We start from the raw sequence: 12789 nt of genomic DNA, 5'->3' as shown, positions 1-12789 counted from the left end.
AAATGAATATTCAACAACTTTACGAATATTGTCTTTCTAAAAAAGGAGTTACGGAACATTTTCCGTTTGATGAAGATACCTTGGTGTTTAAAGTAGGCGGGAAAATGTTTTGTCTGACTTCTTTAAAAGAATGGGAAAAAGGCACGCCGGCACTCAATTTAAAAGGAGACCCCGAGAAAAACGAGGAACTGCGGGCGGAATATGAAGGGGTGCATCCCGGTTTTCACATGAGTAAAACCCATTGGAATACGGTTGATTTTAACCGTGATGTGTCTGACAAATTGATTTGTGAGTTCATCAACCATTCCTATGATTTGGTTTTCAAAAGTTTGACTAAAAAAATTCAAAACGAAATTCTCGAAAATGAGAATTAGGCATTACTTTTGCAGAAAATTTGCCGGACATTAAAAATCAAACCATGTTAGATAATTTAAAGAAAATATTAAACGAAGACCAAGACCCTAAGGCGATTGAGAAAATCACATCTAAGCTGAATAATTTATTGATGACCAATGAAGAAATTGGTTATATCGCTGTTCAGAAAAAACCGGCTGTTACTATACTGCCTGACAGCATAGTCGTGACGAACAAACGCATCATTCTATGCAAACCAAAGAATTTGGGATTGTCCATGGAGTTTGTTGATTACGATTGGGATGATGTTGCGGCCAGTTTTGTGAAAGAAGGGATTTTGGGAGCCGATTTCACTTTCAGCACTAAATCTGAATTAACGCATACGGTAGATTATTTGCCTAAAAATCAAGCCAGAAAACTATACACCTTTGCCAAAGAGCAAATGGATGCTCTTAAGAATCCTAAAGCAGAAATGCCGGTACAGGAACAGCCAAAAGATTTGGGTTCGTTTCAAGAAGCGGAAGCGGTTGAAGAAGTTGTTGTGGAAGAGGTGACTGATTTTGCTGAAATCATTCCGGTATCTCAATCAGGATACAGAGATGAGAAGCAATTTCCGGATGAAAAACCGGAGTCAAATGAGAAAGCGCTAAGCCAATTGTCGCAAGACGAATTATTCGAAAAGTTACAGAACTATAAAAAGCTTTTGGATAATGGATTGATTATGCAAGGCGAATATGATGCATTGAAAAAAGAAATTTTGAGTTATATGTAATAAAAAATCCCTTTCGAGCAGAAAGGGATTTTTTATTACAATGATTTTTTCTGTTTGTCTACGAAACCGTCAGCCTGAAGTTTCAGTAATTCCAAAGCACCTTTTTTCTTATAGAGGTAGAGTTCTTTGTCAGTTTTGATGTCGGCATATACTTTATCATAAATTTCCGCATCCGTTTGTTTCTGCAATTCACTTTGAAAGCGATTTTGAGCGATGATATTTTTAATTCCCATTTCCATGTCTTCCTGTTTGAAATCATACTCTCCTTTTGGAGATAATAATTTGGCAATGATGGGTGAAGTTTCGATTGCTAAAAATAATAGCATGATAAAAAATGAGGGCAACCACGGTAATTTATTGAGTGCATGGATACGAGCCATCAAACCGTCAAAATTGTCAATGACAGGCTGTGTTTCTGCAACCTTTTTATCCAAATCTGATTGAAGTGTTTTCGCTTTCGCTTCTTTTTCGGCTATATTTTTAGCATTGATAATCTTTAATGAATCTAACTGTTTGGCTGCCAAATCATGAGCAGCTCGTTTTTCCTTATAGATGGGACCTTTCCCGATTTTTTTAGTCCCGGCACTTCCTTCGGCTTCGGTGATATAGGAATTGTATAAAGAAGCAACTTCCTTTTCTTTTTTGGTAATGCTCGATTTCAGACTGTCGATTTCGGCTTTATTTTTGTCTACATCCGCTTTGAAGTAATTGCTGACCTGCGTTTTGTTGGCTGCAGCCAATTCGTTTTTTTCTTTTAGTAAGACGGTGTTGATTTCTTTTTCAAAAATTTTGATTTCCAATGGTTTTGAAATCACGATAGCAATGATGACCGCCAACACAATCCGCGGAGAAGCCTGTATGAATTCATCCAAAAAACGTTCTCTTTTTTTGATGGTGGAAACGATAAATCGGTCAAGATTAAAGATTAATAACCCCCATATCAATCCGAAGAAAACGGATGTATATACCTGATCAAAAACGGTATAAAGAGCGTAAGTAGCGGCCAGGAATGCCATAAATGCAGTAAAGAAAACGGTGGCGCCAATCCCGGCATATTTGTTTTGCTCACCGTTAGAGCAGGAGTTCACTATGTCTTTATCGACACCGGAACACAGGAGGAAAAAACGTTTTAACATGATGATTTATTTTTGATTGATAATGATTAGTACAAATTTAAAGCCAAAAGTTTCAAAGGGTTCTGAATGTGGAAATTAATTTGACAATTGTATTATAAATCATATGTTTTTTAAGAAACGAGCCCATTTAATGTTGTTTGTGTAAATAATTTATTATCAGCAATATAACTTAATAAAAAATTGTAAATTAGTAGTCCTCAAAAAAAACACCCTCAAGTCTTTTCTGTCCCAAATTTCAAATTTGTAATCGATAACCAATTATAAATCACAAATTTTGAAATTATGAAAACATTGAAAATGATTTTTTTAGTAGCGCTTTTTGGCTTGCTGCTATTGGGCAATAAAAGTTTTGCTCAAGATGATAAAAGTTACTTAGTAACAGTAACTAAGCTCCATTGGAATATGAACCTGAAGAATTTTTCTATGGATGAGTGGATCAAAACGGAGAAGGAGTATTTGGATAAAGTGACTAAGAAGAACCCCTTGATTGTAGGGCAGGAGGTGCTGCTTCACAATTTCACGGCTGACAATACAGAGATATTATTAGTTACAACTTACGCCAAATGGGAAGACATTGAAAAAGCCGGCGATAAAGATGAAGAGCTTATAAAAGCAGCTTGGCCTGATGAAAAAGCACGTAAGGCTTATTTCGAAAAGAGAAATGAATATTATGCCCATAATCATTCAGATGAAATTTATGCTACCATTCCCGGAGGGAAAATACCTAAAAGCAATTTTGATAAGGATATGATTTATTATGTGAGAGTAAGTCATTTTACCTATCCGAAAGAAGGCACAGATAAAGAATACAAAGACCTAACCAAACAGTATTTTGATGCTGTAATTAATAAAAATGATTTAATCAAAGCGTATTATCCTAACCGACACGCCTGGGGAGCAGATAATACACAATTTACAGAAGTGTTTTTAGTTGACTCTTTAGCAGATTTGGATGCTGCTTTGAATAAAAACAGGGATTTATTTAAAACAGCTTGGCCGGATGAAGCGAAACGGAAAGAATTTAATGAAAAACTCGGAAAATATTACGATGGCACACATGCTGATTATATTTATAAGTCGGTGCATGAGCTGGTCAAATAATAAATAAAAAGGCGGCCCTGAGGCCGCCTTTTTATTTACTTAATTCAACAAAATATTTGTAAAACAACGGTATGGTTTCAATACCTTTCAGATAATTGAAAACACCAAAGTGTTCGTTTGGCGAGTGAATAGCATCACTGTCTAAGCCAAATCCCATCATGATGGTTTTGGATTTTAGTTCTTTTTCAAATAAAGCCACAATAGGAATACTGCCTCCGGAACGCACCGGAATGGCCGGAACTCCGAAAGTTTCGGTGTAAGCTTTAGACGCAGCTTGATAGCCGATGCTGTCAATTGGCGTCACATAACCCTGTCCTCCGTGATGTGGTGTTACTTTTACTTTAACAGCTTTGGGAGCTATGCTTTCAAAATGTTTGGTGAATAATTCCGTGATTTCTTCCCAATCCTGATTCGGTACTAAACGCATCGAAATTTTAGCATAGGCTTTACTGGCAATCACAGTTTTGGCTCCTTCACCGGTATAGCCTCCCCAGATGCCGTTCACATCCAATGTAGGGCGAATGGAGTTTCTTTCATTGGTTACATAACCGGTTTCGCCAAAAACATCATCAATGTCTAACGCTTTTTTATAGTTCTCTAAAGAGAAAGGGGCTTTGGCCATTTCAGCTCTTTCCGCTGCGGATAATTCTTCCACTTTGTCATAAAATCCGGGGATGGTAATGTGGTTGTTTTCATCGTGTAACGATGCAATCATCTTAGTCAAAACATTTATCGGATTTGCTACTGCTCCGCCATATAACCCTGAGTGTAAATCGCGGTTAGGTCCGGTTACTTCTACTTCTACATAACTCAAACCACGCAATCCTGTTGTGATTGAAGGTTGCTGGTTGGAAATCATACCGGTGTCAGAAATTAAAATCACATCGTTGGCCAATTTATCCTGATTTCTTTCTACAAACCAACCTAGGCTTTTGGAACCGACTTCTTCTTCGCCTTCAATCATAAACTTAACATTGCATGGAAGACAGTTGTTTTGAATCATATACTCAAACGCCTTTACATGCATGTACATTTGGCCTTTGTCGTCACAGGCGCCGCGGGCAAAAATGGCTCCTTCCGGATGAATGTCAGTAGTTTTGATAACCGGCTCAAATGGAGGCGATGTCCACAACTCCATAGGGTCCGGTGGTTGTACATCATAGTGTCCGTATACCAAAACCGTTGGCAAATTCCTGTCGATTATTTTTTCACCGTATACAATTGGGTAGCCAGGTGTTTCGCAAATTTCGACCAAATCACAACCGGCTTTTTCCAAAGAAGTTTTTACAGCATTGGCCGTGTCAATAACGTCCTGTGCATAGGCACTGTCAGCACTAACGGAAGGGATTTTTAACAATTCGATTAATTCATTGATAAAACGTTCTTTGTTTTGTTGAACGTAGTTTTTTATGTTGTCCATTTTGGTTTAATAAATGATAATGTCAAATATACAAATTCCGAATGCAGAAATCTCAAATCCCAAAATTTTTAGAAAATAAAAGTTATTGAGATTTGGTATTTGAAAAATATGGCTATATTTGCACTCACAATTTTGCGGGTATGGCGAAATTGGTAGACGTGCCAGACTTAGGATCTGGTGCCGCAAGGCGTGTAGGTTCGAGTCCTATTACCCGCACTGAAAAGCTCCGATGAAAGTCGGAGCTTTTTCATTTTCAATAAATTGGTTAATAAAATGTTTAAAGTTTCTTTTGGGGAATCTTTACAACTTGGTGAAATGCAGTTATTTTTACTGTATTAATTCATAGTTTGAATTTATTGTATTTAAATGAAAGGGAACCGGCTTATGATGACTGCGTTATTGGCAATTTTTGGATTTGTTTTATTGGCATTATCGGTGTATTTGCTAACTAAAAACAGTTCCAATACTATTTCTGCCGAGAAACAAAAACAATTGGATGAAGCCATCAAGCAAATTGAGGTGCTCCATGCCGAGATATTAGAGAAAGACAAAATCGTTGCTGAAAACGAGCAAAAACTGAAGAGTTTAAAATCTGAAGCCATGAGCCGATCCATGGGACAAAACATGCCTATCATCGAAATTGCAGATAATGATTTGAGTGAAGGCAGTACCCAAGAAGAAGGCAATAAAAAAGTTCATAAACTGATGTATCATCATCAGATTCGTTTCTTTTTGTTGAATGCCGGGAAAAATTCTTTGAAGGATGTGATTTTCTCTGTTAAAGATGATTATAATCGCAACAAAGAGAAAAAGAAAAAAAGTTCTGTAACAGCCAATATTGATTATACAGGAAAAAAAGTAGACAGTGAGGAACTAGGGGTTTATGAAAACATAGAAGTCAATACCCTGAATTTAAAATCCAAAAAACTAATCTACACCAGTAACCTTCCGGGGAGCTTTGGCACAGGGGATTATGAATACCATTTGATTATAGAATGGAGTCAAGGGTTTTATCAAATGCTGGTCAAGATTGAAGAAATTGATGGCAAACTGAAATACAACTACGAGTTTTTTGATGTTGACGGAAAGCCTATTGATTTTAAAAGTTTGGAAACCAGTATGGCCAATTAAAAAAGCCTCTCGATAGAGAGGCTTTCTTTTTTTATTTACCGGAGGCAATCCAGTTGTTGATTTTCTTTTCCAGTAAAGCTAAAGGCATTACGCCCGATTCCAATACTTTTTGGTGAAAGACTTTGATGTCAAATTGATCTTTCATCTTATCTTGTGCTTTTTGACGCAATTCCAAGATTTTTAATTGCCCGATTTTATACGACAAGGCCTGCCCCGGAATGGCCATATAGCGTTCAATTTCAGCAATAATGCTGGCTTCGCTTTCTGCTTCATTTTCTAACGAGTATTTGATGGCTTGCTCGCGTGTCCAACCTTTGCTGTGGATGCCCGTATCTACTACTAAACGAATGGCACGGTGCATTTCATTGCCCAGCATCCCAAAATACTGGTACGGGTCGGTATACAATCCTAAATCTTTCCCCAAGCTTTCGGTATACAAAGCCCAACCTTCGCCATAGGCTCCAAACCAATTGAATTTTCTAAAATCAGGTAATTGTTGGTTTTCCTGTTGCAGTGATATTTGAAAATGGTGACCCGGAATCGCTTCGTGTAAAAACAAATCTTCATCGCCATAGGTGTTGTAGTTGGCTACATCAGGAACCGGCACATAAAAAGTCCCCGGTCTGGAGCCATCGGCAGCCCCTTGCATGTATTCTGCACTGGCTGTTTTCTCTCTGAAAGCTTCTGTTCGTTTGATTCGGAAAGGTGTTTTGGGTTGCAAGGAGAAAAACCGGTTTACATTAGGTTCAATGATTTTATGAATTCTTTCAAAGTTGGCAATCACTTCTTCAGGAGTTTTGAAAGGCTTCAGTTTCGGGTTGTTTCTCACATAATCAAAGAATTCAATAATGGTTCCTTTAAAACCTACCTGAGCTTTTACTTTTTCCATTTCGGCTTTGATGCGTGCCACTTCTTGTAAACCTAATTTGTGTATTTCTTCCGGACTTTTGTTGGTGGTAGTCCATTGTTTTACATAGGCTTTGTATAAATCGTTGCCGCCTTTTAAACTGCCCAGGCCACTGGTTGTTCTACAAGCCGGAACATATTCGTTTTTCATGAACGCAATAAGTTTTTGAAACTGCGGCATCAGTTTGGTATTGATGAGTTCCGCATATTGTTTTGACAAATTGCTCTTTTGTTCTTCGGTGAAATCAGTTGGGAATTTTTTACAGCTTGAGTAGAATAAATTGTCTTCCACTTTAGGTGTGATAACTTCTTCAAATTGGGGGATTACTTTTTCGGCCAAAGCTTTCGGCAACACTACTTTTTGCTCCATTCCTTTTTTCATGTATACCATCGCCGAGTCAATCCAAACAGTGTAGGCATCCATTCTTTTTAGGAAATTCTGATAGTCTTTCTCGGTTTTGAAGGGTTGAGCACTTTCGGCGCTGGCAAATTGCCCCATGGTGATATGTGTGCCATCAAATTGCTCAATCGGCATTAAATTGGCATTTTGCTTAAGTAATTCAGTCCCTACTTCAGCTTCCCATTTGATAATTTCGTAGCTGTTTTTCTCTTCTTCTGAAAGTTGGGTGGTGTCTATTTCTTTTAATTCGGTTAAGTATTTTTCATAAAAAGCGTTTTTCTTTTTTCGGTACGAATCGGTCATTTCAAAAACCATTTGGTCGTTGTACTGATTCTGTCCGTTTTGGGTCGCTTCTAAAGGATTCAGCTCATTTTTTTCTTTGAAATAAGCAGCTGTTATATCTTTAAAATTCTGCGGATTTTTCTCAGATTTGCAGTTTACCAAAAGCAACGACAAGCATAGCATGGCTGAAAAGGAATATAAATTTTTCATAGTTAATGGTTTGGTAGTGTAAAACTATTGGTTTTTATGAAATGGTTTTGTTAAGGCAATGATAAATTATCCGTGATATACTCGTGAGGCAATAATCTTGCCCTCTTTGATTTCCAATACTTCAGCAACCAACATGTCCTCCTCATCCACAACGGTTCTGATGTATTCCATAAAAACACGATCGGAATTTGAGGTTAGTGAAGTTACTTTATAATGGAGTGTGGGCAATCGGTCAAACGCATCTTGCCACCAATTTCGTAAAGCCTCTTTTCCGGTAACCAGGCCCTTGGTTTCCGGATGTCGGATTTTCAGTTTCGGACTGAAATGTTCGGCTTCGTCGTCGTATAATGACAATAATTTTTCAAGGTTATGAGCGTTAAATGCTTCAAACCAAAGATGGGCAATAGATAAGTTTATTTCTGCTGACATTGTTTCAAATAAAAAATCCCAAAATTGCTTGGGATTTCATGTTGTAAATATAGTTTTTTTAAACGTTTTTCAAATTGATAATTTCCTGTTCGGTAAGGAAACGCCAATTGCCGCGAGGCAAATTCTTTTTGGTCAATCCGGCAAAAGCGACCCGGTCGATTTTCAATACATCGTATTTGAAACTTTCAAAAATGGCGCGAACTACTTTTACGTTAGGCGTTCTGAGTTTTAGTCCTATTTCGGTTTTGGGTTCACCGTCTATATAAGAGATTTCGTCAACGAATAGTTTGTGACCGTCAAGGGTGACACCGCCGGCAATTTTTTCCAAATCTTCAAATTTCAGATTTCTGTCTAAAGTCACTTGGTAAATCTTGGTCGATTTCTGATTCGGCAAACTGAACTTTCGAATCATATCGGTATCATTGGTGAATACCAAAAGCCCAGTCGTGTTCTTGTCCATTCTTCCAATGGGTTGCAGCTTGGCTTTTGTTGCGGCGCGAACCAGTTCCAATACATTGCGGTGGTCGGCATCATCTTCGTTGGAAGTGGTAAAGTTTTTGGGCTTATTTAAAAGCACGTATTCTTTGCGTTCCGGAGTTAAAACAGCACCATCAAAGTTAACAACATCACCCGGTTTTACTTTGTATCCCATTTCCGTAACTACTTCTCCGTTTACTTTTACATTACCCGATTGAATATAGATGTCGGCATCGCGGCGCGAGCATACGCCTGAGTTGGAAATGTATTTGTTCAAACGAATATCGTCTGATTTTAAAGGTTTAGGAGAATTGTTGCCGGTAGTTTTGGCTGGTTTTGGAGTTCTTTTTACAGAAGCTTCATCCGCTGCCGGCTTTGCTTTTTGGGGTTTTTGGGAACGTTTTGGCAAACCTCCGGGGATTGATTTTTTTGAACTCGGGCGAGAGCTGTTGGCTCTCGAACTGTTTTTGTTGCCGTCCTTCTTGTTCATGATTCATTGTTATTTATGACGGCAAAGATACGTTTTTAAAAGGACAAAGCTATGTATTGTTTTCAGCCCCGATTGGAACGAATTACCTCGTAATGTGGAAAGCGGGAAAAAGGTGCAGCAATTGCCAAAGTCTTTCGCTCCAAACGAATTATAATTTCAACAATCTTTTGCCGTGAATTAATACTTCAGGATTGATGAGTGCAATGGAAAAAACGCCCGACACCACTAAGAATTTCAGGGTGTTGTGTAGTTTTAGATAATCGGGTTTGGAATTGGATTTCCAAAGTTTCTTCAGAAAGAAAATCAAGACAATCATACTGATGTAAAAGTAAAGATCCATATAGCCAACATCGAAAATTTCAATCAAATAATAAATTGGAACGACAGTGGTAAGGGTAAGTAAGGTGATGATTTTTTTGGACATACTTTCGCCAAACATCACCGGTATCGTTTGATAATCATTGGCAATATCGCCTTTAATGTTCTCCAAATCTTTAATCATTTCCCGAATTAAAATGAGTAAGTACAGGAACATGGCATGAGCCAAGATTTGAGGGTACAGGTGTTTGTAGTAAAGCAGTATGGCAAAAAAAGGAAGGACAGCTAAGAAAGCGGCGCTTAGGTTGCCAACCACTAATATTTTTTTGAGTTTGTGTGAGTAAAACCAAATCAGGAAAATATAAACAGAGAAAAAAAGTACCGCGCGACCTGATACTAAAAATGCAATCAACGCCACAATAAAATTAACGGTGAAATAGACCTGGAGTTTGGTTTTTTGGCTGACCAGTCGGTCGAGTTGCGACTTGTTGGGCCGATTGATTAAATCTTTTTTACTGTCGTAAAAGTTGTTGATGATATAACCTGAGGCAATCGTCAAACTGGAAGCCAACACAATTATAAATAAATTGAAGTCGAACAACACAGCCAAGGCTCTCTTGTTTTCGGGAGCCAAAATAAAAATAGCGGAAAGGTATTGTGCCAGGACAATAACGGGAATGTTGTAACCGCGAACCACAGAAAACAAACTGATAATTTTCATTACACGAAGTTTGTTTTTACGGCTTAACATGGGTTGTTTTTCTCAATTAGAATTGGTAAACCACTTCCAGTTTATAGTCTTTCAAAGATTGTTTTGCTTTTTCTAAATCTTGCGTAAAGCCAAGAATGTATCCACCTCCTCCTGAACCACAAAGTTTTAAGTAGTAATCGTTGGTGTCAATGCCGCGTTGCCATACACCATGAAAAGCTTCGGGAATCATCGGTTTGAAGTGATTCAAAACCACTTTTGATAGTTGTTTGGTGTTTTCGAAGAGCGATTTCATATCGCCACCCAAGAAGTTTTCCACACAGGCATCGGTGTATTTTACAAACTGGTTTTTCAGCATTTTGCGGAAGCCCTCTTCTTTAAGGTTTTCCATGAAGATATTTACCATTGGAGCGGTTTCGCCTATGATTCCGGAATCCAACAAAAATACAGCTCCTTTACCCGTAGCACTTTGTGACGGAATACCGGTAGCTTCGATATTGTCTTTGGAATTGATTAAAATCGGAATGCTTAAGTAACTGTTTAGCGGATCAAGACCGGAAGATTTTCCATGGAAAAAAGATTCCATTTGGGCAAAAATGGCTTTGAGTTGCAACAGTTTTTCACGAGTTAAATTCTCTAAAACCGTGATTTTGGCATTGGCATATTTGTCATAAATAGCGGCTACCAAAGCTCCGCTGCTACCTACGCCATAACCTTGCGGTATGCTGGAGTCGAAGTACATACCTCGAGCCACATCGGCTTTCAGTGCTTCTAAATTGAAAGTCACTAATTCGGGTTGTTCCTTTTGTAATTGCTCCAAATACGTGGCAAAACGTTGCAGGCTTTCATTCGATTTAATCGCATCTTGTGACGGATGTTCGTCAACCTTCAATGCTCCGTTGTAAAAATTGTAGGGGATGGATAAACCTTTGGAATCTTTGATAATTCCGTATTCTCCGAAGAGAAGTATTTTTGAGTAAAATAAGGGTCCTTTCATAGAATTTGAATTGCTCCTGTTCCAATTGTATCACAAATATAATTACCATTTTGACAATAGCCAACTAATTCGGTGGTAATAAATTGTAAAACAGCTTCTCTAACGTTTTCGGGAAATAAAACATGCACATTAGCACCGGCATCGAGCGTAAAACAAACAGGAATTTTCGTATAATTTCTAAACTTCCAGATGCGGTTGATGATTTCCAACGTATTGGGTTTCATTAAAATGAAATACGGTAAAGAGGTCATCATCATGGCGTGCAACGTTAAGGCTTCGCTTTCCACAATCTGGATAAATTCGTCCAGATTTCCATTTTCTAAAACGGTTTTTAAGTTGGATAGGTTGTGATGTGCCTGGCTAAAGCGCTGTTCGGCAAAAGGATGGTTGTGCATTAAGTCATGCCCAATGGTACTCGATACCTGTTTTTCTCCTTTGTCTACCAGTAATATGGTATCTTGGTAGTTTTTGAAATTGTTGTGGATGGCTGATGGGAATGTTACCCCAAACAAATCCGAACTACCTGCTATTTCGTTGTGATGCCCCCAAACGACCATACTTCCTTTTACACTACGACATGCGCTTCCCGAACCCAAACGAGCCAAAAAAGATGCTTTTTGAAAAAAATAGTCATCGGGTATTCCTGGGTATAAAGCCTTTTCCATACTCATGATATTCATAGACAATGCGGCCATGCCCGAAGCAGATGAAGCAATGCCTGAGCTGTGTGGGAAAGTATTTTCGGTAGCGATGGTCAGATGGTAGTATTTCAGATACGGACAATAATCGGCGATGCGCTCCAAAAACTTTTGAATTTTGGGTTTGAACTCTTCTTTGGGTTGGCCTTCGAACAGCAAATCGAAAGAAAAATTATTTTGGTTGTCTTTTTTGGCAAAATCTATTTTGGTAATGGTTTTACAATTGTTTAAAGTAAAACTAATGGAAGGATTGGCCGGTATCTGACGGTCTTTTTTCCCCCAATATTTTACCAAGGCAATATTACTGGGAGCACTCCATTGGAAACTGCCTTTTTCGATTATATTGGAAGGAGCGTTCTGGCAAATAAAATCCTTTTCGGAAAGCATAGATTATAAATTTTGACAAAGATACTTTTTTTATAAAAACAGCTGGGTTTCGTTTAGTACATTTGAATCGTTTAAACAGAAAATGTCATGCAGAAAATATTACGAATTGCGACTTGTGTCACTACGTGCTTGGTTGTTGGTTATTTATCCAGTTTGGTGACCAAGGAAAGTATCGCTACTTGGTATTCAACACTTATAAAACCACCGTTCAATCCGCCCAATTGGATTTTTGCACCGGTTTGGACTGTGCTTTATATTTTAATTGGTGTTTCGGCAGGAATGATTTGGAACCGATTAGAGGATGATGAAGCAGCCGTGAAAAGTGCTTTTAAATTATTTATTTTCCAATTGGCTCTCAATGCTCTTTGGTCGTATCTTTTTTTTGGATTGCACAATCCTTTATTGGCTTTAATCGAAATTGTATTGTTGTGGTTGTTGATTTGGGAAACTTATACCAAATTTAAAACCCTTGATAAAAAGGCAGCCAAGTTGTTGCTTCCTTATTTGGGATGGGTCAGTTTTGCTACTATTCTTAATGCCTCTATTTGGTGGCTCAATAAATAAAAAAGTCC

Annotated in this window: 13 protein-coding genes and 1 tRNA gene; 6 read left to right on the top strand and 8 right to left on the bottom strand. The window is 38.1% G+C overall.

Going from position 1 to position 12789, the window contains the following annotated elements; translation table 11 throughout:
• The first annotated feature begins 2 nt into the window (after nt 1-2).
• Together ACSVH6_RS00670 and ACSVH6_RS00665 are read left to right on the top strand one after the other, a co-directional pair.
• Nucleotides 3-374, top strand: a complete 372-nt coding sequence (locus tag ACSVH6_RS00670) for an MmcQ/YjbR family DNA-binding protein (RefSeq protein WP_438074574.1) — start codon at nt 3-5, stop codon at nt 372-374.
• A gap of 44 nt (nt 375-418) precedes the next feature.
• Nucleotides 419-1126 (top strand): PH domain-containing protein, encoded by a 708-nt coding sequence (locus tag ACSVH6_RS00665; RefSeq protein WP_438074571.1) that lies wholly within the window; start codon nt 419-421, stop codon nt 1124-1126.
• A 35-nt stretch (nt 1127-1161) separates the two neighbouring features.
• On the opposite strand, the gene ACSVH6_RS00660 is transcribed toward ACSVH6_RS00665, so the two are convergent.
• The gene (locus ACSVH6_RS00660) at nt 1162-2262 is read right to left on the bottom strand and encodes a DUF4407 domain-containing protein (protein ID WP_438074569.1); all 1101 of its coding nucleotides are present in this window, start codon (nt 2260-2262) and stop codon (nt 1162-1164) included.
• 282 nt (nt 2263-2544) lie between these two features.
• Between ACSVH6_RS00660 and ACSVH6_RS00655 the strand changes: the two genes are divergently transcribed.
• Nucleotides 2545-3363, top strand: a complete 819-nt coding sequence (locus ACSVH6_RS00655) for a hypothetical protein (RefSeq protein WP_438074567.1) — start codon at nt 2545-2547, stop codon at nt 3361-3363.
• 31 nt (nt 3364-3394) lie between these two features.
• On the opposite strand, the gene ACSVH6_RS00650 is transcribed toward ACSVH6_RS00655, so the two are convergent.
• On the bottom strand, nt 3395-4783 hold the full coding sequence (locus ACSVH6_RS00650; RefSeq protein ID WP_438074565.1) for a dipeptidase: 1389 nt from the start codon (nt 4781-4783) through the stop codon (nt 3395-3397).
• Nucleotides 4784-4917: 134 nt separating this feature from the next.
• Between ACSVH6_RS00650 and ACSVH6_RS00645 the strand changes: the two genes are divergently transcribed.
• Nucleotides 4918-4999 (top strand) — tRNA-Leu (locus ACSVH6_RS00645).
• A gap of 150 nt (nt 5000-5149) precedes the next feature.
• Entirely contained in the window at nt 5150-5914 is a 765-nt protein-coding gene (locus ACSVH6_RS00640) for a hypothetical protein (protein WP_438074563.1), read from the top strand.
• 31 nt (nt 5915-5945) lie between these two features.
• On the opposite strand, the gene ACSVH6_RS00635 is transcribed toward ACSVH6_RS00640, so the two are convergent.
• The 6 genes from ACSVH6_RS00635 to ACSVH6_RS00610 form a co-directional block, all read right to left on the bottom strand.
• Nucleotides 5946-7712, bottom strand: coding sequence for a DUF885 domain-containing protein (locus tag ACSVH6_RS00635; RefSeq protein ID WP_438074561.1), 1767 nt, complete (start codon nt 7710-7712; stop codon nt 5946-5948).
• 66 nt (nt 7713-7778) lie between these two features.
• Nucleotides 7779-8141, bottom strand: a complete 363-nt coding sequence (locus ACSVH6_RS00630) for a nuclear transport factor 2 family protein (RefSeq protein WP_438074559.1) — start codon at nt 8139-8141, stop codon at nt 7779-7781.
• Between the two features lie 58 nt (nt 8142-8199).
• Nucleotides 8200-9108 (bottom strand): pseudouridine synthase, encoded by a 909-nt coding sequence (locus tag ACSVH6_RS00625; RefSeq protein ID WP_438074557.1) that lies wholly within the window; start codon nt 9106-9108, stop codon nt 8200-8202.
• A 148-nt stretch (nt 9109-9256) separates the two neighbouring features.
• Nucleotides 9257-10177 carry a geranylgeranylglycerol-phosphate geranylgeranyltransferase gene (locus tag ACSVH6_RS00620; protein ID WP_438074555.1) on the bottom strand — a complete coding sequence of 307 codons (921 nt, stop codon included), beginning with the start codon at nt 10175-10177 and terminating at the stop codon, nt 9257-9259.
• 16 nt (nt 10178-10193) lie between these two features.
• Nucleotides 10194-11132, bottom strand: a complete 939-nt coding sequence (locus ACSVH6_RS00615; RefSeq protein ID WP_438074553.1) for a mevalonate kinase family protein — start codon at nt 11130-11132, stop codon at nt 10194-10196.
• Nucleotides 11129-12217 carry a diphosphomevalonate/mevalonate 3,5-bisphosphate decarboxylase family protein gene (locus ACSVH6_RS00610; RefSeq protein ID WP_438074551.1) on the bottom strand — a complete coding sequence of 363 codons (1089 nt, stop codon included), beginning with the start codon at nt 12215-12217 and terminating at the stop codon, nt 11129-11131. The genes ACSVH6_RS00615 and ACSVH6_RS00610 overlap by 4 nt, the downstream gene beginning before the upstream one ends.
• Nucleotides 12218-12304: 87 nt before the next feature.
• On the opposite strand from ACSVH6_RS00610, the gene ACSVH6_RS00605 reads away from it, so the two are divergent.
• On the top strand, nt 12305-12781 hold the full coding sequence (locus ACSVH6_RS00605) for a TspO/MBR family protein (RefSeq protein WP_438074549.1): 477 nt from the start codon (nt 12305-12307) through the stop codon (nt 12779-12781).
• Nucleotides 12782-12789 lie beyond the last annotated feature (8 nt).

Source organism: Flavobacterium sp. XGLA_31, from assembly GCF_051547105.1.
In the GTDB taxonomy this organism is placed as follows: domain Bacteria; phylum Bacteroidota; class Bacteroidia; order Flavobacteriales; family Flavobacteriaceae; genus Flavobacterium.
This window is presented reverse-complemented; position numbering and strand designations above follow the sequence as displayed.